The organism is Spirosoma areae (assembly GCF_054781775.1).
The window spans coordinates 17,975-42,247 of sequence record NZ_BAAGTT010000034.1; the positions used below are offsets into that span (position 1 = coordinate 17,975).

Below are 24,273 nucleotides of genomic sequence, written 5' to 3' on the forward strand. Positions count from 1 at the left end.
GTAAGTCTGTAAGCCACTTACCAACTGAATAACTTATACATCATGAAAAAACTTCGCCTACTTAGTCTCCTGACGGGCCTGCTGCTGACGCAGATAGCCTGCAATAAGGAATACCTGAACCCCAGCACCATCAATCAGTCGCAGGCTGTTAGCTCGCCCGATGGCCTGATGACACTTTGTAATGGGTTGCAATACCGCTACACCACCGGCGGGGCCTTGAGCGTGCTTTATGCCAGCACGGCAGGCGCAGGTCTCACTACCCGCGAACAGTTCGTGTTGAATGTGGGCAATATTGACGAAGCCAACCTTGCCTTGGGGGGTGGCAACGTTGGCAATGGCAACAGCATTGTGCGTAACCTCTGGACACAGAGCCATTTAGTTCGCTCAAATGCTGAATTGATTCTGGCAAATACAGGGGTGGTGAGCGATGCCGGTACGAAGAGTGGCATTGTTGGTTATGCGTCTATTTTCCGGGCTTTATCACTCGGTACGCTGGGGTTGTTTTTCGAGCAGTCGCCCATCACGACCGGAACCAATGTGCCATTCGTGCCCAGGGCGCAGGTGTTCAAAGAAGCAGTCTCCACGCTCGAGGCAGCCGCTACCCAGGTAGCCTCCGCGCCTGTATCGGCTGACTTTACAGGGAAAATTGTACCGGGCATCGACATTTCGAACACCATTCAGGCGCTGATTGCCCGGTATTCCCTGTTTTCGGGCGATTATGACAAAGCTATTGCGGCTGCGGCCAAAGTTGATTTGACGAAAAGATCGGTCTTCAATTTTGACGATAACACGCGAAATCCTTTGTTTGAAGCCACGTTTGGCAACCTGAACGTCTTTCAGCCCACCAATGCCAACCTCGGCCTGACGGGTGCGTTAGTCCCCACTGCCAACGATAAGCGAATCGCGTTCCTGACGAAGCCCAGCACCAACACCGCCGTGGCGCCCGTTATTGCAACCGCTTTTTATACAGCAAACAACGCGGCTGTTCCGGTTTATCTGCCGGGCGAGATGATACTGATTCAGGCGGAAGCCTACGCCCGCAAAAACGATCTTGTCAACGCCGTCACGCAACTCAATCGGGTGCTGACCAAGACGACCGATGTCTTTAGTCTTGGAGCGGGTTTGCCTGCTTATGCCGGACCGCAGACTGCTGAAGCGATTCTGACCGAGATTTACCGAAACCGTCAGATTGAACTGGCCTACCAGGGTTTCCGGCTGGAAGACAGCCGCCGGTTCAATCGGCCAGGGCCGGGCGTGACTGGAGCAGAGCGTAACCGTAATTTTTTCCCCTATCCGCTCACGGAGCGAAATAATAACACCAGTACGCCCGCCGACCCGGCAAATTAAGCGAATAAAACAGAACGCAGATTTTTAGGATATGTATGGTTGAACCGGATCATCATAACCGTCCTAAAAATCTGCGTTCTGTTTTTTGTTTTTTACATCTTCACGGGCAATCCCGTTCGGGTAGATTCGTAAATCGCCTGGAACAGGGCCACCACGTTGCGGCCATCGTTGCCCGTGACCAAAGGCGGGCGGTTGTCGCGGATGGCATCGCGGAAGTCGGCAATCTGTACACCGAAATAATAGACCGTTGCGTCGATAGTGTTAAAAAAGGCGGTGTCTTCGGCGATAAACTGAGCTAACTGATCTTCTTCCGGTCCGTCGCTACGGCCAGCTACTGACCAGAGGTCGTTGACGGGCGGGTCGGTAATGGTTGTCATCCCCGCAATAAACAACGAACCGCCATCCGTTTGTACGCCGACCGATGCGCCATTTTCGCCATGAACGTGGACTTTCCCATAAATGCCCGGCTTCTGTGAATTACTCACGATGATGTTGCCCAGACCACCATTTTTGAACTTGACGATGGCTAAGGCCGTGTCATCGACCTCAATATAAGGGTGGTTCAGATTGCGCCAGACACCGAATACTTCGTCGATTTCGCCCATGTACCACAGCAGCAGATCCAATTGGTGGGGCGACTGATTGACCAGCACACCCCCGCCCTCGTCGGCCCAGGTACCACGCCAGGCATCGCTTTTGTAGTATTTTTCGTCGCGCCAGCCGAGCATCTGTATGGTGCCGAGTATGGGTTTCCCAATTTTTCCTGAATCAATAGCCTCCCGGATACGCATAGAAGGTGCATAAAACCGCCGTTGGCTGATGACGCCGAGATAGCGTCCATTGCGCGTGGCCGCTTCGATCATGACATCGCAGTCTTCGAGAGTTGATGCCAGTGGTTTTTCGACCAGTACGTGAGACCCCGCGTTGAGCGCGGCAACGGTTGGCTCACGGTGGGCGGGGTGCGTGGTGCAAACAAGGCAAAGGTCCACGTTCTCGCGGTCGACCATGTCATACACGTCACTGTAGGCCCGAATGCCATACTGATTGGCGAAATCTTCGGCTTTCTGGTAGGTGCGGCCATAAACGGCCACTAACTGGGTATCGGGTGTTTGTAAAACGGCTTTGGCGTGCAGATGAGCCACTTTGCCGGGGCCAATAACGGCAATACGAAGAGGAGTAGGCATAATTAGGATATTGTTTCAGCAAAGAATCGGTCAAAACCACGCAGGCGAAGACCATTTTTTAACGCTTCGTCCCGCGTCCATAGTTCACCGTCTAATTCGAGCGTTAGCGCAATGTAAGCGGTATCGTTTTCGTCTATGCCTTTGCAAAGGTGGTAAGCCGTGAAAAAGTTTTCGAGACTAATCAGTTCTTCATTGAAGAAATGGACCTTTTGGATAACCTGATTAAGGTAACTCAACACTTCCTCTTCAGTTGCTTTCGATTTGTTAACTATGCGTTGTCGATGCTTAAATAATTCAACAATCAGGTAGTTTGGTGTATAGAAAACAAATGAGCTATCCAGCAGCTTTCGTCGTGTATAAGACGATTTAGTATAAACAGCGGCAAACAGAATATTATGGTCAATAATAATTTTTCTCACGGTTATTCTTTAATGAACCGATGCTTATTTTGTTGCCACCAGTTGGCATTTATTTCTTCACCAAGTGCTAAAATCGACTCATCAAAATCGACTTTTTGGGCCAACTGTTCCAACTGAAGACGTTCCAGCAATTCAAGCATAAACTCCTGACTAACCCCTTTTTTATCAATGCTAATCACGTAGCGATCAGGTTGATTCTGTATGTTGATAGCATTCATATAATTGATATTTCTTTTAAGATGCAAAATACGCATACTCGTTTAAAGACACTTTGCCGGGGCCAATAACGGCAATACGAAGAGGAGTAGGCATAATTTGTTAAACGTATTTCAACGAAATGCTTAATTCGGGACTTATCTACTCGAAAATAAGTGCCAAATTCAAGGCTTGAGTACCACCTTAATCAGCCCTTTTTCCTTAGCGTACAACCGACGAAACCAGTCGGCCCCTTCTTCCAGCGGCACTTCAGCGCTTAGAATGGCTTCCACATTCATTCGCCCCGATGAAATCAGGGCCAGCGCAGCTTCGTATTCGCCATTGATCGAACATGACCCCTGCAGCCGCAACTCCCTTGTCACCACAGCCTGCAACGGCATTTCAACCGTTGGAGCGAGGTTGCCCACCAACGTGACGGTCGCGCCTTTCCGAACACAGTCGATGGCCGTTTTGACGGTTGGCCCCGCACCCACGACTTCAAACGACACATCGGCCCCGCGCCCGTGGGTCAGCGCCTGAACCTGCTTCGCTACGTCGCCTGTTCCGGCGTTAAGTGTGTGGGTTGCGCCGAGGGTTTGCGCCAGGGCAAGCCGGTCATCATCCAGGTCAATGGCGATAATGACACCACAGCCAGCTAATTTCAGCGCCTGAATCACGAACAAACCAATCATACCAGCTCCCACGACCACCGCCGAATCGTTGACCTGAATGGGGGTCAGGCTCAACGCATGAAGAGCCACCGCGACCGGCTCAACCAGGGCGGCCTGCGTGAAGGTAACGTTGTCGGGAATGGCGTACAGGATGTGCTGCGGCACGGCCACAAACTCGGCAAAGGCGCCCTGTCGTTTGAAATCGGGCGTTGAAACGCCTACCACTTCACGGCCGTCGCTGAGGTTATAATGGCCCCGGCGGCTGTACCAGTCATCGAGCACGTAGACGGTCGAGTCAAACGTAACTCGGTCGCCGGCAGACCAGTTACGCACGTCAGTTCCTACCTCGGCAATAATACCGGAGGCTTCGTGGCCCATCACAATGGGCGGAATGCGCCGGCCACTGCTGCCATCCATGCCGTGAACGTCGGAGCCGCAGATGCCGACGGCCTGCACCCGCACCAGCACCTCATTGGGCCGAATGGTCGGCTTGGGCAGGTCCTGCAGGTCGAACTGATTGTATTCGGTTAATACGAGTGCTTTCATAAAAGTAGCTTGGTGATACGGCACTCCGGCGGCCACGTCCGGATGTTATAATATGATATTTTCACACCCGGACGTGGCCGTCCAAGCTACATCATTTCTGATAAATCCTGACAAACGCTTCGGCGGGCACCTGCTCATAATCAGCCCGTTGCAGATTCGGGTTAACTTCGTAAGTTACAACCTCATCCATTGAGTCAGGCAGTTCGCCAAACAATTTGGTAGCGGCATTAGCGGTATACTTCTTTCTCGTCCAGACTAACCGCTGAGCCGGTTCTTTTCCCCAGGCCTGATTATCGCCTAAAACCAGTTGGATTTTCGCCCAGTCGTTGAAAAAATACTCTTGCAGGAGCGGAATAATCCGGTCGCGGAAAGCAGTGCAAAGATCGGTATGCGTTTCCACGCTGGTCAGATAAGCATGGCCAATCTGGTGATCGCGGTCGAGCAGGTATTCGATTCGTTCATTTAGTGTCTGCAACAGTTGAGCCAAATCAACGTCGCCAACTATGCTCAGAATTGTTGGATCAGGCAGCATCTCACGAAACGAAAACCGCCGACGTAACGCAATATCCAGCAGCGCAATCGAGCGGTCGGTGGTGTTCATCGTTCCGACCACGAACAGATTAATAGGCACGCCAAATCGCTCCTGCGAATACGGCAGGGTTAGCCAGAGTTCGTTCACGGCCCCAAGACGTTTGTCGGTTTCGAGCAGCGTAATCAGCTCGCCAAACACACTGGCAACATTAGCGCGGTTGACTTCGTCGATGAGCAGATACTGTGCCGGGGCTTTTTTTAGTTTCTGGCTACGGTTCTCAGCCGAATCGTTCAGGCAGTCGGCCAGCGTGCCATACCCTGCCTGCTGAATCGCTGACAGGCAGGCTTTATAAAAAATACCCTTCCGAATCTTGTAACTAATTTGCCCGCTAACCACTTCGGGCCGGATGCCTTCCACAAATTCTTCGTAACTATACGACGGGTGGAATGTAATCAAGCTTGCATTTTCACCCCGCAAATAAGGTTGCAAAGCAAATGTTTTGCCCGTACCCGGCGGCCCAAACAAAATCAGGTTATGCGGCTGATTGGGGCGGTGAGATTCTAATTCATAACCCGTTTCCGGCTCCTCAACGTTATGGCCGTTGAGAACGCGGTCACCCAGAGTCGGGTCGTCGGCAAGCCGGAGTAAGTCAGTCAAAAAGCTTTCGTCCTCGGCGGCCCGGTACACATCAGCATTGTGCCGGGCGAGGTGTGGGCCGCGTTTGTTACTCTCTACCAGTTCGAGCAGGCAGTCTTCCCAACAGGTACGTAACACAGGCTGATAGAGTCGATGCACGTTCGACTGTCCAATAATGACCGCTACGTAATCCGACTTTTCGGTCAGCGGCTCAAAGGCTAACTCTTCGATACTTTTCAGCCGGTCGTAGCACGACTTTTTGACCGTTAAATGATACTCAACTTCCCCACGACGCGGCTTCTGAATCCGTAGTGCCTGAAAAAAATTAATATTGGCGGTAATGGATGCTTTATCGGGCTTTACGACAAAGGCCAGCCGGGCGTCGCCGTTGGGTAGATTGATAATGTCGATGAGTTCTTTCAGCAACCCAAAAAACCGCCGGACAGCCTCAGGATGGCCGATGTCACGAATGCGTTCGATGAGGGGTTGCTGGTAGTCGGCGATCACGGAGAAAGGCAAATTTTCGTTTGCGAAAATACGATTTTTTGAGTGTTTTGCAGCAGATTAACCTTTACATTTAGCCAGGTAAAGTTGGATTAAGAATAGACAGCAAACTTACGAATACCGTCAAAATTGTTTTCTGGGAAGACAATGGCTCCTGGCTGGGCTATTTGCAGGACTATCCAGATTATTGGACACAAGGCGAAACGCTTGACGATTTAAAAGAACATTTAAAAGATATGTATCAGGATATTACGAGCGGCCTTATTGCTGGTATTGGTATAGCCCGACAGATTATCAAAATGCTTGGGAATGAGACGAAGTGATATGCCGTTTTTACTTCAACAACCCGCTTCTATAAAGTAAACATGGCAGTTGCTTTAGCTTCTACTCCTATTTTCTTAAAAATCCCACTTTTATTACCCTGTGGTTGAAAGATGCCTATCAATAACTGCTCAAAAATCAAAGCTTTGTTTTCTTTTGAGAGGTCATTTGTGGAGAAACTAATAAGTTGATCAATTTCATCCAGATCAAAACACACTGTTCTTATTTGATGCGTCTGTTCCTCAAGCATTCGATATAGGCCGCTTGCCTGAGAAGATGTTTCCTGAAACTCTCTTCTTAGGCGTTCGCTAAAAGTGCCCCACTTACCTTTCACTGTTTGACCAATATATAAGATTTCATTGTCGCTGTGGTGTATGTAAACTCCTCGTGAATTAGCGTAACTCCCTAAACAATCTTTTGTCCAACGTCCCCCTTTTCGTGAAACATACATTGAGCATCCTATTGCTAAAATGGCTTCTTTTTCGGGGATATCAATAGAGATTTTTATAAGAGATTTGTAAAGGTCTGCTTCGTTTATACCGCTCTTTTAAATCCTCCTGTGTGTATAAAAATTTATTAATTTGTTCGTAACGAAGATAACAATTCTTACGCCTAACTAACTCCCGATACTCACCACATCGGCAAATGCACTCATAATCAATCTTAGAAGGGCCGTAAATAAATGACTGGGTCAAACACCAACAATTCGCCATCGTCTCTTACCAGCACATTCCGATGATGCAAATCGCTGACAATAATCCCAAAATTTGAATTAATATAATCGTTATTCTGGAAAGCAACGAAATCGAACGGAAGCATATAGGTCGCTACTTCATCAGATGTGGCTCCTCTCACTCCACGTAAGGCTTTTTGACTGACAACTGAATGCAACGAATCATCTACCTCCATTAGCCCCAGAAATGTATAGCCCGTTTCGGGAAAGAGCCAGTTGTGCAACAGCAGGTTATGAAAATAACTCAGCCAGGTGCTGTAATAATTTAAATTATTCCGCTTGTAATAAACACCCAACTGAACATAAACCTGGTGTTCTGCGCCACCTTCTCCTCCCTGTGACTGCCAGGCATCGGTGAATGGCTCGGCAGGTAGCATCTTATTTGTAGAAATAGCCCATCTGCGAAGCAGTTTTTCTTCGCCTACACGTAAGGCCCGGTCCAGAGCTATTTTTTCGGCACGGTTTTGAGGGGTTGGTCCTTGAGCCGCTTTGCTTGATCGATGCACTCCTGCAATGACATCAAGGGCTGCTCGGAGACTTTCCTGATCATTTTTTTGCTCTGCTGCCGGTGGTACTCGTTTAGGTATGTAACGCTCTCCTCCATCTTGTGCTGACTCTATTTCTTTATTAACGGACATATAACCTAACAAGTTCTTCTTCAGCTTACGCCAAATAACTCCCGATGCTCACCACATCCGCGAACACACCCGAGGCTGTCACCTCCGCCCCCGCGCCGGGGCCTTTCACCACAAGGGGCCGCTCTTTGTAGCGTTCGGTCGTGAACGAGACTATGTTGTCGGCGCCGGTGAGTTGATAGAACGGATGCTCCACATTCACCGACCGCAGGCCGATGCTGGCTTTGTTATTCTCAAAACTGGCCACAAATCGCAGTTTCTCGCCCTTTGCCTGGGCTTCGTTCAGCAGATTTTCAAAGTAGGCGTTGTTGCGCTCCAGTTCCTCAAAAAAGGCTGGGATTGTGGGAGCCGCCAAACACGATTCGGGCAGCAGATTGGTGATGGTGACGTCTTCTGGTTCCAGCGGGAAACCGGCCTCGCGGGCCAGGATCAGGATTTTTCGGGCTACGTCCTGCCCACTCAAATCATCGCGTGGGTCGGGTTCGGTGTAGCCTTTTTCTTTGGCCTCGCGGACAACCTCAGCAAAGGATTTACCGGGTCCGAAAGTGTTGAAAATGAACGACAACGTACCGGATAGAATCGCTTCGATTTTCAGAAAACGGTCGCCGGCGGTCATTAGCCCCTGCACGGTATTGATAATGGGCAGACCGGCGCCCACGTTGGTCTCATAAAGGAATTTGACACCCCGATTCAGGGCCGTTCGCTGCAGCCGCCGGTATTCGCTATACGGCCCGGAGTTGGCCACTTTATTCGGCGTCACGACCGAGATGTTGGCATCTAACAACGACTCGTAGAATTGCACGATGTCTTTATCCGACGTGCAGTCGATAAACACCGAGTTGGGCAGGTTGTACTCTTTGATTTTCTCGACAAAAGCCGGTAATGATGTCGTGACGCCTTCGGTCAGCAGCCGTTCGCGCCAATCGTCCAAAGAAACGCCTTTTGTATCGAGCAGCATCTTTTTGGTATTGCTCATGCCCACCACGCACACCTTCAGCAACTTCTCCGAACGCAGAAATTCCGATTGGTCGAAAATCTGTTTCAGCAGTGTTTTGCCAATCAGCCCCGTGCCCACCAGATACAGATTCAGCACCCGCGCTTCGGACTGGAAAAAGATGTTATGCAGCGAGTTAAGGGCTTTGGAGAGGTTATTTTTGTTGATAACCACCGAGATATTTATCTCCGACGACCCCTGCGCTACGGCCACAATATTGACCCCGTTTTTACCCAGCACGGAGAACAGTTTCCCGGCAATACCGGAGCTTTTCTTCATGCCCTCGCCCACCGTTGCAATGACTGATAAATCGCGTTCGATGGCGATGTTGTCGATGTGGCCATGTTCGATTTCCTGGGCAAATTCAGCGTCCAGAATGGCCTTCACATTCTCGGCCCCGCGCGGGTCGATGGCGAAGCAGATGGAGTGTTCCGACGATGCCTGCGAAATGAGAATCACGCTGATTTTGTGGGCAGCCAGTACGCCAAATAACTTCGCCGACACGCCTGCTACGCCAATCATACCCGACCCCTGCACGTTCACAAGGGCAATGTCGTCGATGCTCGAAATACCCGTTATGGTATACTGTCGGCGGTCAGCGGTGCGGCTAACCACCGTTCCCTCGTGCGTTGGGTTAAAGGTGTTTAACACGCGAACGGGAATATTGCGGGCAAAGGCCGGTTGCAGACTCGGCGGGTAAATCACTTTGGCGCCAAAGTGACTGAGTTCCATCGCTTCGGCGTAGGTGATGGTCGGGATGTTGAAGGCGTTGGGCACCTTGCGCGGGTCGGCGGTCATCATGCCGTTGACGTCGGTCCAGATGTCGATGATGTCGGCATTGAGAGCCGCGCCGATAATACTCGCCGTATAATCGGAACCACCCCGACCGAGGGTGGTCGTTTCGTTTTTCTCTGTGGAGCCAATAAAGCCCGTAATCATCTGCAAGTCAGTTGACTTAGCAAAATATTCCTGAACCAATTGGTTTGTCAGCGTATAGTTGACTTCGGCCTGCCCGAACTGCGTGTCGGTTTTGATAATCCGGCGGGCGTCGCAGTATTGGGCTGGGATACCCCGGCTTTTTACGCATTCGGTAATGACGGTGGTAGACAGGCGTTCGCCGAAGCTGGTAATGAGGTCGTGAGTACGGAGAGTAAGTTCGCGGATGAGCGAGACGCCCCGCAGTAAATCTTCGAGTTCATTGATAATTCCCCGAATGTGAGCAAATACTTTGCTCTGCTCCTTCACCGGAATCAGGGCTTTGACGACGTTGAAATGCCGGTCTTCAATCCGCCGGACGAGTTCCATGTAATCTGTTTCGCCGGTGATGGCCATGCGCCCAATTTCAATAAGCTGGTTGGTAACGCCCCCCATCGCCGAGAAAACAACGGCTATTTGATCACCGTTTTGGCGGTGACTATCAATGATTTGGATAACTTGTTTGATGCTCTCGACCGAGCCAACCGATGTACCACCGAATTTAAGAACCTGCATTTGTAAGGGCGAATGAGTGAATGAGTGAATGAGCGAATAAATATGCCGCTCTTCACTTTGTTTCCAGAAGTCGTTGATGAGGGTAGTTTTGGGTTGGCAAAGATAAGGCAAAACAACAGCTTGGTCGATACGCCCCTGGTTTTGGGCAAGCAAAAACCCGGCCTGTTTTGACAGAGCCGGGTTGGAGATGCATCGCAACTTCTTCAATTTGTTTACTTACCAGTTGGATGCAAGTTGGTACGAAGAGAAGAAGACAGCCGGATCAATAAAATCCCCCTCTGCTCTTGAAACACTTCCATAGCCCCAATTTCCTGATGGTAAGCTTCCCTTCTTTGGCTTAAAAACCCCAAGATGAAGATGAGGAGCATACTTGCCCGAGTTATAAAACGGAGCCGTTTTAGCTATAACCTGACCAGCATTTACCCAGTCTCCGCTTCTAAGATTTACGGTATAGGTCAATGTCGGGTAATTATCTTTCCAAGTGTCTGCATTATGTCCATATAAAACATATACAGGGCTACCATTTGTTAGACGATACTCTATCCACAGACATGGACCATTTTTTGTAGGATTAAGTGCACCAAAACCGCCAAAAGAAGGACCTGAGTATGAGTGTACACGTCCTCTTCCTACACTTTTAATACTTGTACCTACATCACTTTTATAGTCAATCCCTACATGTGTGCCATTATTAGCATAAACATTAAAGCCCAATACTTGAGTCATCTCGTTCAAAGGTTTAGAAGGAAGATTATTAACCGCCGTCACCCGAACTGGATTACTGAATAACTTTTTCCCACTTTTTGGCAGGTAGATAACGGGCCATAAGTCATAAGAACCGCCTGGGAAGGTGGCTGTGATGGCAACGTCGATATACCAATAGCTGCTTTGTGTTATTTGCGCCTTACCCCATTCTGAGCCGCATATACCTCCCGAACGAACATAGGCCACGCCCACTTCGCCAAAAATCGCCTGGTTCTGGCACCGTTCAATTCGTATCGTAATCTGACCACCGTTTTGATTGATAACTTTAGCGCGAAGGCCCGGCATAAAAACATCAGGCGAACAGTAGCCGTTGCTACTCGGGCACCCTGTGTAAACACCTTTGGCCGGACTGACGGTGTAGCTAACGGCGGCTGCACGGGCCGCGCTGGCTGGAGACGCACTCCTAATCGGGACACTTGGCGGCAGAGGACTGTCCTGACGTTCACAGGCTGGCAGTGAGAGCAGCATAAACCAGCAGACAACGGCCGAAAATGGCCAAAACGTGGATGAAAACGTTACTTTTTTCATTGAATTAAGATTGGTTTAAAGTTGGTTTAATTAGAAATAGCTTCCCGTGCTTCCCCGCTGTGTTGCAACTCACGCCAAAGGGTCTTGGTGGCCGTTTGCGCTGGCAGCAAATTCAGGTGTCGGCAGGCCAGCAGTACGGCCTCGGTTAGTTGAGCATGACCAAATGAGTTCAGGTGGCAGCCGTCGGGCAACAGCACCGAGTCGAGCAGGTTTAGCGACCGGAACGAATCGATGACCGTCGCATCGGCAGCCTGCGCCTGTTTCACAAACATCGCGCTTGCCATTCGACGCAGTTGGTTCATCAGCTTGTCCTGAACGGGCATGGGCGTTACCAGAATAACCCGTTTTCGGTAGGGATTCAGATACATCAGCATTTCGGTGAGCATCCGCTCCATGTAGGCCAGCCGCTCGATTCGCCCAAACCGGTGGGCCAGTTTCAGGGTTGCCTGTTTGCCCCACCGACGCAGACGGGCAACATACCCGTTGGGTTCACAATAGGGCTGGTGCACGTAGTCCGCCGTTTTCAACTTCTCGTGAAACCAATGCACCGATGCAGGCCTGGTTTGGTGGTTGAGTACGATATGCCCGGCATACACTTCCAAACTCTGGTCGGCCGGAAGGGGCTGAAACAACTCCCTGAAATAGCTGTGAATAACCTCATAATGACCTAACTGCAACAGGATCAGGTCATACTCGCCCAATTGTGTGCCCAAGTGAGCCAGCAGCGGCCCAATTCGGCTCATTTTGGCCGGTGCGTAATACTCAAGGGTTATCTCTGTAGTGGATTTGCCCAGTTCCTGGGCCACTTGCTGCACAAAGCCCTTCCCAAAGTCAACCCCAAAACCATAGGTGTGGCAGCCACCGATAACAAGTAGTTTCATTTTAGGTCCGTGAATAACAGTTGAAATAAGAATCGAACCGGTCCGAGCGGCTGCCCGTCTTGTGGTTTGTTCGTTAAGCTGGCCGAAATAGCTCGCCCCTGGTTCCGCAGAATGATGAAAGCGATAAGCGAACGGGATCGATTACTCTTCATAGGGAGATGTGTCATAGGAATATGCGGTTTATAGTGAGAATTAGTGCGTTAAAGAAGGAGTAGCCAGGACATTATGGGCACAGCAATGCCCGGCCATCCTGTTTTGGGTGGATAAAAGTTTGGAAATGCAGGAACTTTGATTGGAAACTTTAGGGAGTTACGTGGCTATTTTCTCAATAACACTTTAGTGCTGAGGACCTTATTTTGGGTTCGGTTAATTACCCGCACATACACAAAGCCAATGATCTGTTTATCAGGCAGTTCAAAACTTTTTTCCTGAAATTCAGCCACGCTGCCGGTATGGGTTTGGAGTGGGGTTCGACTGGTCTCATCAGTTAAAAACTGTATAGCTACCTCGTCAGTATCCGGGAAACCCGTGAACCGGAGGGAAATCTGGCCGTCATTGCTGGGGTTTGGATAAACGCTAAAGCTGGGTTCAGCTTCGATTGGTTCAGAAGCGGCTTCGCGGGCGGAGGAGTTGTTGCCGCTTTTTACGCCAATTGCGTGAGGAATTTCTCGCCACCGGTCTACTATAAATTCCTTGTTGATTGAATAATACTTACCCAAGATATATTCTTTATCGCCCTTGTTTTCATCATAGCCCATGAATTTAGTGGAACCTCCACCATCCAGTATTATCATTTCTGAGGCACCAAAGCCTTCCAATACCTTTTGAGATTCATCGGCTGTAAGGCTCTCAGCAGTCAATATTAAAATAATTTCATTTCCATCCTTACCGTCATAATCGGCAACGCCTAAGTAGGTACGTCCCTGTGATTCGTCACGTTGCACTTGAGCCGTCTTATCGTACCCAACTATTTGCAAAGGAGGGAAATAAGACTGATTATTACTCAAGTAAGGCATTTTTTTATTCAGACATTCATAGAAGCATTCTATAGTTGCTGTTTTATTGTCTGTTTTGAAAATACTCAACTTAAACGTATTTCCTTGACCTATTTTTTCTCTTTCTGCTCCTGTAGAAATTAATTTTTCGTCAACTAAAGGAAAAGATAAAGCTGTGGGCTCTGTATAAGATTTAAAGTAGGCGCCATTGACTACAGAAAAAGCAGACGCGTTATTTTTTTTAAAATCTTTCCAATGGTTCTGAATAGATTCCCTATAAAAATAGAAGTTATCTTCACCAAAAACACCATCTTTACTAACCCATAGTTCTTTATCGCCGTAGAGAAATTTGACACTTCCCCCTCTACTTAAATCCACAACCTGAACATAACTATTTTGTGAACTATGTTTATAAAGCTTCACGCCAGGCTTTGATAAGGTTTCTTTATATGCCGATGGCACCCATGATTTTGGTAATGTGACCTGTACAGCACCTGACCAATCGCTGTAGGAGTTTCCACACTTAGTTCGTACAAGAACCGAATAAGCTGTGCCCTGAGTTAGCCCCGTAAACGTTGTATTAACCAATGCAACACTATTAGTAGGTTGTGTAACAGATTGGGTTGATAGTATTTGCCCGTTCGCATTTTTTACTTGAAACTCATAGCCATTTGCTCCGGCTACACTATTACCCGATGCTACGAATGATGAAATCTTGACATTCGATACCGTTAAATTGGCGGGAAAGAGGCATACAACCGGCGCGGACTCAGCCACGCTAAACGTATATACTCCGCTCTCGGCATTGGTCGAACCGCTACGTTCTACCCGCACAACCCAACGGTAGGTATGCCCATTCTGAAGGTTCTGTACAACAGTTTCGTTTACGTTGCTCTTATTGGCATAATCCCAGATTGTGGTGTTTGTGGTCAGGTCTACTAATCGAACAGCATAGGTCGCCACACCGTCAGTATTATTTTTGTTCCAGCGCAGGGTCGTACTGGTAGTGCCAGCCGGTAAAATCAGAGCGTTGGTGGGCGCGGTCGGAGTAGGTGCAACAAGGGCCGCTACCGGTGGGGGCGTTGGTGGAGCGATGCCTCCTACCTTAAACGTAAATGCCCCGCTTTTAACGCTGGTCGAGCCAGCACGTACTGCCTGTACTATCCAGCGGTAGGTTTGCCCCGGCTGAATGCCCGTCACAAAGGCATAAGCCTGATCGCCAACAGATTTATAATTCCAGTCGCCTAAAACGGTTCCCGTAGCATTATTGACAATCTCAACCGCATACGTGGCGGAACCGGTTTCGTTGTTCTTACGCCACGATAGGCTAACTGAAGGCATTTGTGCCAGACTTTCTCCATTGCCGGGGTACGTGAGGGTTGGGGTGTTGAGCGTAACGGTGGCAGGGGCCTGTATGCTAAAGGTCCATTTTTCAGACTGTTTGGTTATCGCGCCCGGCGCTGATACCGACACCTGCCATTCATACGTTTTGCCCGCCATTACCGAAATGTTAGCGATGTTAACCAAATCAGCAGGTTCGCTGTCTAAGCTACCTAGGTCTTTATTGACAATTAAAGCCCCGCCTTTTTCCCACATTTTGAGGTTATAGTTTTTACCCGTTATGCCTGGATTAGCTCTAAAAAACGATAAGCTTGTGGTTGCATTGGTCGAGACAAATGAACTCGGGAAAACCTTATTATTTGTTGGATAGCTCAAAACAGGCGTTTCTAAGTTGGCAGCTACACCACCCACGCTAAACGTTTGAGGGGCCGTTTCGGCATTTACATCACCAAATACGGCAACACCGTCCCGAATCAAAACGGCACCCACCACAAACCGGCAACTATGGCCCGGTTGTAGGTTCCTGACCGTATAATTAGTCATTTCGCCTAAGTCAAGATAAGGCTGAAGCGTTTGATTGCTGGTTATATCCACTGCTTTTACGTAGTAGTGCGTACCGGCAATATTTCCATTGGCATTCCATTGGAGCACGACGCTCTGGGTAGTAGAGGGAAACGGCTGGCCCGGTGTAGGAGCCGTGACGACGGGCATTCTGACGGGCGAAGTTGTAACAACAAACGGCGAGGCCCAGGACCGGGCAGTAGAAATTGTAGTGCCATAGAGTGACCTACTACCCGTAGAGAACGTCAACTTAACGGATAGACCTACGGCTTTCTGGCCCGCCTGATACGCTTGTTCGGCTATCGTAGTTCCGCAAACACCATCTACTTTGATATAGGCAGTACCGGGTTGGCTAAAGGCAGTGCCATCGGCTTTTTTAATACTAACAGAAAGTCTGTCGCCCAGCAGACTTGACATTTCAACGACGATAATACCACTCTGGTGTTTGGATGTGCCACATACATCACCCGCAGATGTGCCTGTGGAGGAAGGTGTGGTTTGCCCTTTACCCAACGACGTCTGATAAGCATACGGTTGAGCAACAGCTACCTGTATCAACAGCAGCAGGGCGGCAAGTAGGCGTATGAAGCGATTGCCTGTAATAGGTTTCATAAAGCGAATTTGTTTATACACTGTAGTCTAAACTTCGCTTCAAAGAAAATACATTTTATCCGGGGAAATCCAAAAAGGAGGTAAATCAGGATTTGCAAATGTATTTTGTCCACTGTCGGCTTAAAAAGATTATATAAAATGTACACGGAACATTCATCCCATGCGAAAGAGACATCCATTCAGGAGTTATGGCAACAGTCTAAACGGAAGATTAAAGAAGCTTACTGGAAGAAAATTTATGTGCCCCGTGAGCAGAGTGGCGAGAAAGGATACGGGATTAATTTTGAAAAAGACCTGGTCACAACCACCTTTATAGATGCCTTTGCGGTGGCCTTCGAGGAAGAAATAAAGAACAATGTCGAACGTCTTGAAGCGGAGGGCAAACCCTTACCTAAAGTAAGGCAATGGTCGATAGATGTAACGTCGTTATCGAAACACTTTAATCCCGCCAGTCCGCTAAGGAATGTAAAGGATGGAACCCTGCACTTATATTGTTTATACCTCGGCTATGATAGCTGGGAGGATTTTCAGGTGAAAAACCACTATCAGCTATGGCTGCAGTCGCTGCCTGCCCATCGTCGCTGGTGGATAACTAACAAAGCGCTTGTTATTGGCAGCCTCGTTTTATGCCTTAGTGCCATAGGCGGGTACATCTACCTTCAATCGCAGAAACCTACTGATGCCGAACTATTTGAACTGATTCAAAAAGCTAATCAGGCAGAATATGGGGCTTATAAAACACTTCCCGTAATCGACAGTTCATCCATCGACCAATGCTTTTTTCCTGGAATCGCGAAAAGAAGAATTACGAAGATTTTGAAGAAACATGCTCAGATAGGCAGGATTTTAATCGACACGCTAAATGCCTCTGGCGCACGCATCGTTGATTTTCAGGTTATTAAGTCTAACCGCAACCGGGCTACCGTAAGAACGGAAGAATACTGGCACCTGAAGTGGTATAATGTTAACCAAAAAACATTTGAAAAAGAATACGAACGCGTAGACGAACAGGAATATGAATTAGTGAAACAAGATAATCATTGGAAAATAATTGATAATCCCCACATCAAAAAACCCATAAATGTGCCAATAGATAAGTTGGCAAAACGGATATAGCATTTACTGATTCACGACCCACCAGCCCGCGCCGATGGCCAGGGCATCTTCGGCTATGGCAACCAATGGATCGGGCAGGTTTTTCTCGTGGGTTAGCCAGTGGCGTAGCTGAAAAAAGGCAAATGTTCCGGCAACGGCGCCCAATGCGCTCACAATTGCTCCGTAGGCAAGCGGTTGCCCATCGGCTTCCGTAAGCGCGGCTCCACATAAGGCTCCCGATGCAATCCGGCCCGACACCTGCGGGAAAGCCGTGCGGTTGGGGGTTTGGGGTAGTTTATCGCCAACCAGTTCGCCAGCAGCCAGCACCGCAAAGATGGTTGCTGTTTTGGCCGAGGTCATGAACTGAAGGGGTGAATCGGGCAGTTGGTTCGGCGTTGTGTGCGCCAGTTTATGGCTCACCAATGCGGGGGCCATCATGCTCCGCATTCCGGCAATGACGCCAATCCCGAAAGCGTTGAGGTACGTTTTACTCATTGGAAGTTTTGGTTAATAGTGATTATCAGGCCTCAGCGGCTTTGGCTTTCTGGGGTTCTTCGGCCTGTCGTTGAGCCGTATTTTTATCGGTGTATTTCCGGGCTTCTTCGGGCAGGCGCAGCGTCCACCACACCACAAAGACCGAAGACAGGGCGCAGAAAATAAACGGAGCCATCATGCTCACGCCCGACAGCAGCGTATTGGCTAAGGCCGTCACGAAACTGGCCAGCCCGCCCAGCGCCTGAATGTTACCGAACGTTTCGCCCTGCCCTCCTCCTTCCTGGGTTACTTCGGTCAGAATACCGCCAATCAGTCCACCAACCAGCGAAACCGTCAGCGCGTCGATGCCCGCCACAACATACAGCAGTGTAACCGACGACTCCGAAAAACAGTAGCCTATTTGCAGCGCGATACTCAGCAGAACGATGCCGATAATGGTTTTCCGTTTGTTGATATGACTGATAATGTACCGAAAGAACACGCTGTTGGCCAGAAACGATAAACCGCCGAAATACAGAAAGAAGTAGGCCGTGTCTAACGGCTCCATTGCCAGATCGCTCTGGGTCAGGAAAGCCACAAAAAAAGCATAATACCCAAATCCAAGCGTGGCCAGCATGTTCAGGATAAAGATTGGCTTAATCCCCGGTAACTCTTCGTCAGACTTGGCTAACTGATCCCATAGTGTCTTGATTTTCAGCGCGCTAATGGCTTTATCTTTCAACTCACTGAATTTGGGCTTTTCTTTCGGCTTATCATTCGTCTCCCTGAAAAGAAGAGCCAGCCCACTATTCAACCCGCCCAGAACGAGAATCAGAATCACCAACGGCAGGGCGTCGTGGCGGGCATTGTTTGAGGCCAGCAACAGCAGTGCGCCAAACATGGGGCCAATGAAGGCGCCACCCCCAGCGATGAAACTCATCATACCCGAATATTTAACAAGTTCCTCGCCTTTTTTTATGTCTGCAAGGGACGAACGCAGGACGGCATAGAGACCGTTCGTAGCCCCTTTGGAAATCCGGTTCGACACGTAGCCCCAAGCCTGAACCGGCAGCAACAGAAACGACGACAGCAGCGAGAAAATGGTAGCAGCGATAGCGGCCGGCCGGCGGCCAACTTTATCGGACCAGTGGCCAATGGCGGGCGAAAACGCCAACTGAACGGCCAGCATCAGGGCGGTTCCGCCGGTAAGCCAAACGGATTTGGCGGGCAAATCTCCTACGAACTTAATCAATAAAGCACCTAAGGCACCAGCCGCAACAACATCTATCAGGGCAATGGCAAAAATCAGGAGTAACCGTCGGTCTTTAAGCATAACGTTGAGCGACAAACCATCAGAACTTGCGTCAATAGTTTAGAAGCTGTTTGAATTAATTTCTTTGGGCTGAAAACGCGGATTTCGGCCTTATACTTCGTTACTTTTTCGGTCCGTAGCTTTGGCTACGCCCCTTAAAAGTGCCTCGTCTAAGCCCGGAATCCACTGTTCTCAGTCTCAAATCAATAACTCAAACAGCTTCTTATACTACCCGTTGTTGCCTAAAAATGATTTGCCCGGACGGCCAAAAAAGCTAAGGATGTTCATAATCAGGCTAAATCTATTTGAATAGTCATATTCTGACTATTCTATGCCATAAACCCACTAAAATGGTAGCCCCATTCCCTTTCTACTGTTTCTCATTGCCTCCGCAGTCGCATGACCTGCCCGCCACCCGATGCCAGTTTCAGCGTCAGCACGTCTGTCCGGCCGACGGTGCGCGTTTGCTGCGTCAGGTGGTTAGGATTCAGGGCAACGTCGGGGGCGTCGGCATACAGTTCGGCGGAGTAGGTACCTTCGGGCAGAAAGTCCAGTTTGATAGACAGGTCGCGGGCGGTTGAGTTGGTGATGCTGCCCACAAACCAGTCGGTGCCCCTGCGCCGGGCAATAGTTATGTGCTGGTCTACCTCCGCTGTCAGTACGCGCGTTTCGTCCCAAATGGTTGGCACCTGAGTCAGAAAGGAAAATCCCGGCTGACCTTTGTAGGCATCGGGATAGTCGGCCACCATGCCGAGGTAACTTTCCAGCACCACATACATCGCCATGTGGTGGCAGCGGGTGCCGTGCATGAGCGGGCGGGTGTACTGAATTTTGTACTGGCTATCGGGAACTGCCCGGAAACCGCCGAGGTGCATATCCATCGGTCCGGCCAGCAACCGCGTAAACGGAAACGAAAGGTCATGGTCGGGCGTGGCCAGGCCGCTCCATTTGCAGGTTTCGTAGTTGAGCGTTGCCTCGCGGGTTAACTCATTTGGGTAGGTACGGTGCATTCCGGTTGGTTTGTAGGCTCCATGAAACTGAATGTGCAGTTTATGCCGGGCCGCCGAGCGCAGAATCTCGTTTTGAATGTTAACCATTTCCTGATCATCGCGGTCCATAAAGTCCACCATCAGGCCGCTAAGCCCCCATTTTTCATACTGCGTGAAAACCTCTTCCAGTTTCGGGTAAAGGGCCGTCCAGAACACCCATACCCGAATGCCCACGCCCCGTTTGTGGGCGTAGTCGCACACCTGCTGCATATCCAGCCCCGGCACAGTCTTCGCGGCATTAACGTTCGGTCCCGGTACAAACCCGGCCCCGTCGTTAACATACCACTCGTGCAACCCATACTCAACCACCGAATGGTACTCGATGTGGTTGTCGGCGCAGAAATCAATGTAGTATTTCTGGGTCTCAAAGTTGTTGCCGGGGGCAAAACTTGTGTCGGGCGTGACGTTCCCATTCCACCAGGGGAAGGTCGTTTTGCCGGGTTTTAGCCAGGACAGGTCCTTAATTTGGCACGGCTCGTTAAGACTTGTGAGGATATTCGACTCGATGAGGGTACCAACGCGGTCGCCAATGAGCAGCACCCGCCAGGGTGTTTGGTGGGGTAGAACGGCCTTTACCTTAGTCTCTTTCTGATTGGGCAACGGCGAAAGCTGACTCATCAAAACGCCCTTCTTTTTCGTCAGATACATCCCGGCATAATCGCTCAGGGCAGCTTCGGTGATGGCCAGATACGTTTTGTCGGGAAACTCGAAGAGAGCGGGCATGTCCATCAGCGTATCGTTTTTAATACTGCCGAGTGGAATGGTCGTGTACAATCCTTCGTGTGAGGTAGTGAAGTTGGGCAGAAACAGGGCGCGAACAGTAGGGTTCTGCGCCAGCCGGAAAGTCGTATTCTCGTCGGTCAGCGTATAGGACGACCAGTTTGGCTGCTTCGGAAACTGGTACCGAAACGCGACGCCATCATCGAAAACCCGAACGACCAGATTGATTTGCCGCCCCGGCTGCGTCTTTTCACGTAAGGGAATAACGACCTCCCGGCAATGGTTCCGCACCGATTTCGCCTTCCCGACAACCAATTCATACGTCTCGTCAATTTCCCGGACAATAGGCTTTTGCGTCATCAGATTTGGCCCGAACAAGCCACTTCCCTGAAAGGCTATTGTTAGTTCAGATGGCTCGATGAGGGTCTTTTTATCGAAGGTGATGGTATAAGCCGGAGCCGCTTTCGCCTGGGTGAGCACAAACACAATTCGTCCATTGGGCGATGCCAAACGCAGAACTTTCTGGGCCAGAACGGGGCTTGTCATTAACGCACAAATCAATACACACCAACGCAGTGAGTTCATAAGTAAGGTGGTTTGAGAACGCTATTTTGTAAAAATAGCCATTTATGCAAAGTCAGCTATAAATCCAAATTTAACCAGTTGTCGTACATGCAGTAAGTCGTCCAGAAAAAGACGGCCTTTTTCGACACTTAATAACTCGACGTTTATGAGTAAGCAACAGCATTCATCGGGATTACCTATGCTGCCCGGTCAGTTAGAGCCGGTTAGAGTGGGGCGCCGATTGTTTCTGCGGTATGCAGGAGCCTTTGCAGCAGGCGGAGCCATTCTGGCTTCGTGCAAAGAAGGCGAAGAAAACCCGACTACCGTGATGGCACCGGTTGATTTAGGCACCGGCGACTTCGGTATCCTGAACTACGCCTACGCGCTGGAACAGTTAGAGGCCGCTTTCTATACACAAGTTATCGCCACACCCTATAGTGGCATGTCGGATGCCGAGAAAACAATCCTCACCGACATTCGGAATCACGAAATTATTCACCGTGAGTTTTTCAAGGCTGCTCTCGGCACGAATGCCATTGGTGCCCTCACCCCTAATTTCGGTGGCATCAATTTTGGCGACCGGGCCAGTGTTCTGGGTACGGCCAAAGCGTTTGAAGATTTAGGCGTATCAGCCTATAATGGCGCAGGACCCCTTATTAAAGATATGGGTTATCTGGGCCTGGCCGGAAAGATTGTCTCGGTCGAAGCGCGGCACGCAGCCGCCATTCGCGACTTGCTGAACCCAAAATCAGCCGATTTTGCCGGCGACGATGTGGTAGCACCCACGTCGGGGCTTGATAAAGCTGATTCGCCAGCGGTGGTACTGCCCATCGCGCAGACGTTCGTGAAAACGCAGATTACGGCCACCAATCTTCCCAAGTAAACCTGACAAATCACCATGAATCTCGTTAAAATAATTTCTGACATTGAGCAGACGGACCCCGAAGTTAGTGAGCGGTATAGCTTCTACTCGCGCCGGAACCTGCTCAAATTTGGCTCAAACTTAGTGGCAGCGGGTATTCCAACTCTTGTGGCTGCCAGCCTCAACAAAGCCCTTGCCCAGGCGGGTACGCCCTCACCGGCGGCTATCGAGGTACTTAATTATGCCCTCACGCTTGAATATTTGGAAGACGAGTTTTATCGCCTGGGTCTGAACTCGGCTGGCCTGATTCCGACCGGCGACCGAACCATTCTGGCGCAAATCGGCAAACACGAAGCGGCTCACGTAGCCCTGCTGAAAGGCGCTTTAGGCGCGGGTGCGGTGGCAAAACCGACTTTCAAGTTTGCGGCCGGAACGTTTACCAACTACATGACATTTCTGGCCACTGCCCGCGCTTTGGAAGATACAGGCGTAGCGGCCTACAAAGGGCAGGCAGGTGTGCTGATTAATGATAAGGGTGTGCTCCAGACGGCGTTACAAATTCACTCGGTCGAAGCCCGGCACGCATCCGAAATCCGGCGGCTCATTGGCCTGAAAGGTTGGGTATCCAATCCGATGCAGACTACGTTTACGCAGGGGATGGTCAATCTGAAAACGTTGCCGAATACAACGGGCTTTACAGACGACTCCTTCCGCGAAGCATTCGATGAACCGCTTACGAAAACAGAGGTATTAGTTATTGCATCGCAGTTTATGTGATAAGAACCTTTAATAGGGAGGCCGGGAAACCGGTAGGGTGACGGAAGGCATCGGAGATTTTCTCTGGTGCCTTTTTTATGTAGAATGGACAATGAATAATTGAACTATTACAAGCAACTTACGGTCTTCATTATCCATTCTACAGTATTCATTATCCATATTTGGGGCATGAAATTCCTACGCCTTCTTCTGAAAATTCTATTAGGCCTTGTTGGCTTCATCCTCCTGTTTCTGGCTGTTAGTCTGGCGCCGGTCGATGACACGCCCTACCGGCAGATGCCGTACTACGCCCAAACCAAACAGCGATTAGCGCAACTTCCTCCTCCGCCCGTAGCCCAAACACCCATCCGGGCGGGTTGGGCCAAAACGAACATTACGCCCCCCTACACTACACCCACGGGCGGCTATGGGGCGCGTCGCGGAAAACACTGGCAGATTGTGAGCGACTCGATTTTCGCACGGGCGATTGTACTCGATAACGGCGGCACAAACGTGGCCATTGTTGGTTTAGACCTGCTCATTACGCCCCCAACCGTAACCGAAGCCCTGAAAAAACGGTTGCCGGAAGTTGGGTTGCACTGGGAGAATGTGTACATGGGAGCCATTCATTCTCACAATAGCGTGGGCGGCTGGGCACCGGGGCTGGTTGGTCAGTTGATTGCGGGCGGCTACGACGAAAAACTTGTAACGCGCATTACGGATGGCGTATTGATGGCCCTTCGCAACGCTCAGACACATATGGCTCCCGTGACGGTGGGCTATGGTCAGACGGATGCCACCGACCATATCTATAACCGAATTGGGTTTTCTGGCCCAACGCAGCCCCTCGATGGTGCGATTCGCCTGCTGAAACTGAAGAAAACGAATGGCGAATCGGCTTTGCTCTGCTCCTTTGCCGGTCATCCAACTCTCTTTGAGGATGATATGGAGGAGTATCTGAGCCGCGATTATCCGGGGTCGCTGGTTGACCGGCTGGAGAAAAAGTCGGCAGATTTTGCGGTGTTTCTGGCGGGAGCAGTTGGCAGTACCGGCCCACAGGCGCGGGGCAAAACCGACTTTCAGGAGATTCGTAATTATGCGGGTGATTTAGCCCTTCGCATTGAACGCATCGTGCCCCAAATTCAGATGCAGTCCGACAGCACGCTGGCCATGCTGACCCTTCCGCTAAGTCTGCGCGAACCTCACCCGCGCGTGATTGGCAACTGGCGCGTTCGCCCGTGGCTGTTCTACGCCGTTTATGGCGACTACCCTTCCGACCTCAAAGCCCTGCGTATTGGCAAAACGGTATTGCTGGGCACACCCTGCGATTTTTCGGGCGAGTTCGTTGCTGACTTCATGCCATTAGCTACGCAAAAAGGGGTTAACCTGATGATTACCAGCTTCGATGGCGGCTACATCGGTTACGTGACCCCGGACCGCTACTACAACCGGCAGACCTACGAGACCCGCGACATGAACTGGTTTGGACCCTACAACGGGGCTTATTTTGAGGAGATGATGATGGGGTTACTGAAAAAAATGTGAGAAGC

19 protein-coding genes are annotated in these 24,273 nt (G+C 50.0%); 5 read left to right on the forward strand and 14 right to left on the reverse strand.

Going from position 1 to position 24,273, the window contains the following annotated elements:
- The first annotated feature begins 42 nt into the window (after nt 1-42).
- Complete coding sequence (locus ACYVI1_RS19195) at nt 43-1,347, forward strand: RagB/SusD family nutrient uptake outer membrane protein (RefSeq protein ID WP_460912363.1); 1,305 nt, start codon at nt 43-45, stop codon at nt 1,345-1,347.
- 92 nt (nt 1,348-1,439) lie between these two features.
- On the opposite strand, the gene ACYVI1_RS19200 is transcribed toward ACYVI1_RS19195, so the two are convergent.
- The 11 genes from ACYVI1_RS19200 to ACYVI1_RS19250 form a co-directional block, all read right to left on the reverse strand.
- The gene (locus tag ACYVI1_RS19200; RefSeq protein WP_460912364.1) at nt 1,440-2,531 is read right to left on the reverse strand and encodes a Gfo/Idh/MocA family protein; all 1,092 of its coding nucleotides are present in this window, start codon (nt 2,529-2,531) and stop codon (nt 1,440-1,442) included.
- 2 nt (nt 2,532-2,533) lie between these two features.
- A complete protein-coding gene (locus ACYVI1_RS19205; protein ID WP_460912365.1) occupies nt 2,534-2,950 on the reverse strand; it encodes a PIN domain-containing protein in 417 nt (138 codons plus the stop codon).
- A 2-nt stretch (nt 2,951-2,952) separates the two neighbouring features.
- Nucleotides 2,953-3,168, reverse strand: a complete 216-nt coding sequence (locus tag ACYVI1_RS19210; RefSeq protein WP_460912366.1) for a hypothetical protein — start codon at nt 3,166-3,168, stop codon at nt 2,953-2,955.
- 162 nt (nt 3,169-3,330) lie between these two features.
- A complete protein-coding gene (locus ACYVI1_RS19215) occupies nt 3,331-4,362 on the reverse strand; it encodes a galactitol-1-phosphate 5-dehydrogenase (RefSeq protein ID WP_460912367.1) in 1,032 nt (343 codons plus the stop codon).
- 91 nt (nt 4,363-4,453) lie between these two features.
- The gene (locus tag ACYVI1_RS19220; RefSeq protein ID WP_460912368.1) at nt 4,454-6,049 is read right to left on the reverse strand and encodes an McrB family protein; all 1,596 of its coding nucleotides are present in this window, start codon (nt 6,047-6,049) and stop codon (nt 4,454-4,456) included.
- Between the two features lie 337 nt (nt 6,050-6,386).
- Complete coding sequence (locus tag ACYVI1_RS19225; RefSeq protein WP_460912369.1) at nt 6,387-6,806, reverse strand: hypothetical protein; 420 nt, start codon at nt 6,804-6,806, stop codon at nt 6,387-6,389.
- A 212-nt stretch (nt 6,807-7,018) separates the two neighbouring features.
- On the reverse strand, nt 7,019-7,726 hold the full coding sequence (locus ACYVI1_RS19230; RefSeq protein WP_460912370.1) for a putative polyvalent protein kinase domain-containing protein: 708 nt from the start codon (nt 7,724-7,726) through the stop codon (nt 7,019-7,021).
- Between the two features lie 25 nt (nt 7,727-7,751).
- The gene (gene thrA, locus ACYVI1_RS19235) at nt 7,752-10,208 is read right to left on the reverse strand and encodes a bifunctional aspartate kinase/homoserine dehydrogenase I (protein WP_460912681.1); all 2,457 of its coding nucleotides are present in this window, start codon (nt 10,206-10,208) and stop codon (nt 7,752-7,754) included.
- Nucleotides 10,209-10,424: 216 nt separating this feature from the next.
- Complete coding sequence (locus ACYVI1_RS19240) at nt 10,425-11,501, reverse strand: M23 family metallopeptidase (protein WP_460912371.1); 1,077 nt, start codon at nt 11,499-11,501, stop codon at nt 10,425-10,427.
- Between the two features lie 26 nt (nt 11,502-11,527).
- Nucleotides 11,528-12,382, reverse strand: a complete 855-nt coding sequence (locus tag ACYVI1_RS19245) for an SGNH/GDSL hydrolase family protein (protein WP_460912372.1) — start codon at nt 12,380-12,382, stop codon at nt 11,528-11,530.
- A 317-nt stretch (nt 12,383-12,699) separates the two neighbouring features.
- Nucleotides 12,700-15,912: a phosphodiester glycosidase family protein gene (locus tag ACYVI1_RS19250; RefSeq protein ID WP_460912373.1), complete on the reverse strand. Its 3,213-nt coding sequence runs from the start codon at nt 15,910-15,912 to the stop codon at nt 12,700-12,702.
- 117 nt (nt 15,913-16,029) lie between these two features.
- Here ACYVI1_RS19250 and ACYVI1_RS19255 point away from each other — a divergent pair, with 117 nt between their 5' ends.
- Nucleotides 16,030-17,007, forward strand: a complete 978-nt coding sequence (locus ACYVI1_RS19255) for a hypothetical protein (RefSeq protein ID WP_460912374.1) — start codon at nt 16,030-16,032, stop codon at nt 17,005-17,007.
- A 3-nt stretch (nt 17,008-17,010) separates the two neighbouring features.
- On the opposite strand, the gene ACYVI1_RS19260 is transcribed toward ACYVI1_RS19255, so the two are convergent.
- The 3 genes from ACYVI1_RS19260 to ACYVI1_RS19270 all read right to left on the reverse strand — a co-directional run bounded on the left by ACYVI1_RS19260 (nt 17,011) and on the right by ACYVI1_RS19270 (nt 21,126).
- Nucleotides 17,011-17,481, reverse strand: coding sequence for a DUF4126 family protein (locus ACYVI1_RS19260; protein WP_460912375.1), 471 nt, complete (start codon nt 17,479-17,481; stop codon nt 17,011-17,013).
- 25 nt (nt 17,482-17,506) lie between these two features.
- Entirely contained in the window at nt 17,507-18,793 is a 1,287-nt protein-coding gene (locus tag ACYVI1_RS19265; protein ID WP_460912376.1) for an MFS transporter, read from the reverse strand.
- Nucleotides 18,794-19,152: 359 nt separating this feature from the next.
- Nucleotides 19,153-21,126, reverse strand: a complete 1,974-nt coding sequence (locus tag ACYVI1_RS19270) for a glycoside hydrolase family 97 protein (RefSeq protein ID WP_460912377.1) — start codon at nt 21,124-21,126, stop codon at nt 19,153-19,155.
- A 145-nt stretch (nt 21,127-21,271) separates the two neighbouring features.
- Here ACYVI1_RS19270 and ACYVI1_RS19275 point away from each other — a divergent pair, with 145 nt between their 5' ends.
- The 3 genes from ACYVI1_RS19275 to ACYVI1_RS19285 all read left to right on the forward strand — a co-directional run bounded on the left by ACYVI1_RS19275 (nt 21,272) and on the right by ACYVI1_RS19285 (nt 24,268).
- The gene (locus ACYVI1_RS19275; protein ID WP_460912378.1) at nt 21,272-21,988 is read left to right on the forward strand and encodes a ferritin-like domain-containing protein; all 717 of its coding nucleotides are present in this window, start codon (nt 21,272-21,274) and stop codon (nt 21,986-21,988) included.
- A 15-nt stretch (nt 21,989-22,003) separates the two neighbouring features.
- Nucleotides 22,004-22,744, forward strand: coding sequence for a ferritin-like domain-containing protein (locus tag ACYVI1_RS19280; protein ID WP_460912379.1), 741 nt, complete (start codon nt 22,004-22,006; stop codon nt 22,742-22,744).
- 168 nt (nt 22,745-22,912) lie between these two features.
- A complete protein-coding gene (locus ACYVI1_RS19285) occupies nt 22,913-24,268 on the forward strand; it encodes a neutral/alkaline non-lysosomal ceramidase N-terminal domain-containing protein (protein WP_460912380.1) in 1,356 nt (451 codons plus the stop codon).
- The last annotated feature ends 5 nt before the right edge of the window (nt 24,269-24,273 follow it).

Excerpts from the sequence above, each read along its gene's own strand:
- ACYVI1_RS19195 (WP_460912363.1), top strand. The coding sequence starts at position 43 with ATGAAAAAACTTCGCCTACTTAGTCTCCTGACGGGCCTGCTGCTGACG.
- ACYVI1_RS19200 (WP_460912364.1), bottom strand. The coding sequence starts at position 2,531 with ATGCCTACTCCTCTTCGTATTGCCGTTATTGGCCCCGGCAAAGTGGCT.
- ACYVI1_RS19210 (WP_460912366.1), bottom strand. The coding sequence starts at position 3,168 with ATGAATGCTATCAACATACAGAATCAACCTGATCGCTACGTGATTAGC.
- ACYVI1_RS19215 (WP_460912367.1), bottom strand. The coding sequence starts at position 4,362 with ATGAAAGCACTCGTATTAACCGAATACAATCAGTTCGACCTGCAGGAC.
- ACYVI1_RS19225 (WP_460912369.1), bottom strand. The coding sequence starts at position 6,806 with ATGTATGTTTCACGAAAAGGGGGACGTTGGACAAAAGATTGTTTAGGG.
- ACYVI1_RS19230 (WP_460912370.1), bottom strand. The coding sequence starts at position 7,726 with ATGTCCGTTAATAAAGAAATAGAGTCAGCACAAGATGGAGGAGAGCGT.
- thrA (WP_460912681.1), bottom strand. The coding sequence starts at position 10,208 with ATGCAGGTTCTTAAATTCGGTGGTACATCGGTTGGCTCGGTCGAGAGC.
- ACYVI1_RS19240 (WP_460912371.1), bottom strand. The coding sequence starts at position 11,501 with ATGAAAAAAGTAACGTTTTCATCCACGTTTTGGCCATTTTCGGCCGTT.
- ACYVI1_RS19245 (WP_460912372.1), bottom strand. The coding sequence starts at position 12,382 with ATGAAACTACTTGTTATCGGTGGCTGCCACACCTATGGTTTTGGGGTT.
- ACYVI1_RS19255 (WP_460912374.1), top strand. The coding sequence starts at position 16,030 with ATGTACACGGAACATTCATCCCATGCGAAAGAGACATCCATTCAGGAG.
- ACYVI1_RS19260 (WP_460912375.1), bottom strand. The coding sequence starts at position 17,481 with ATGAGTAAAACGTACCTCAACGCTTTCGGGATTGGCGTCATTGCCGGA.
- ACYVI1_RS19265 (WP_460912376.1), bottom strand. The coding sequence starts at position 18,793 with ATGCTTAAAGACCGACGGTTACTCCTGATTTTTGCCATTGCCCTGATA.
- ACYVI1_RS19270 (WP_460912377.1), bottom strand. The coding sequence starts at position 21,126 with ATGAACTCACTGCGTTGGTGTGTATTGATTTGTGCGTTAATGACAAGC.
- ACYVI1_RS19275 (WP_460912378.1), top strand. The coding sequence starts at position 21,272 with ATGAGTAAGCAACAGCATTCATCGGGATTACCTATGCTGCCCGGTCAG.
- ACYVI1_RS19280 (WP_460912379.1), top strand. The coding sequence starts at position 22,004 with ATGAATCTCGTTAAAATAATTTCTGACATTGAGCAGACGGACCCCGAA.
- ACYVI1_RS19285 (WP_460912380.1), top strand. The coding sequence starts at position 22,913 with ATGAAATTCCTACGCCTTCTTCTGAAAATTCTATTAGGCCTTGTTGGC.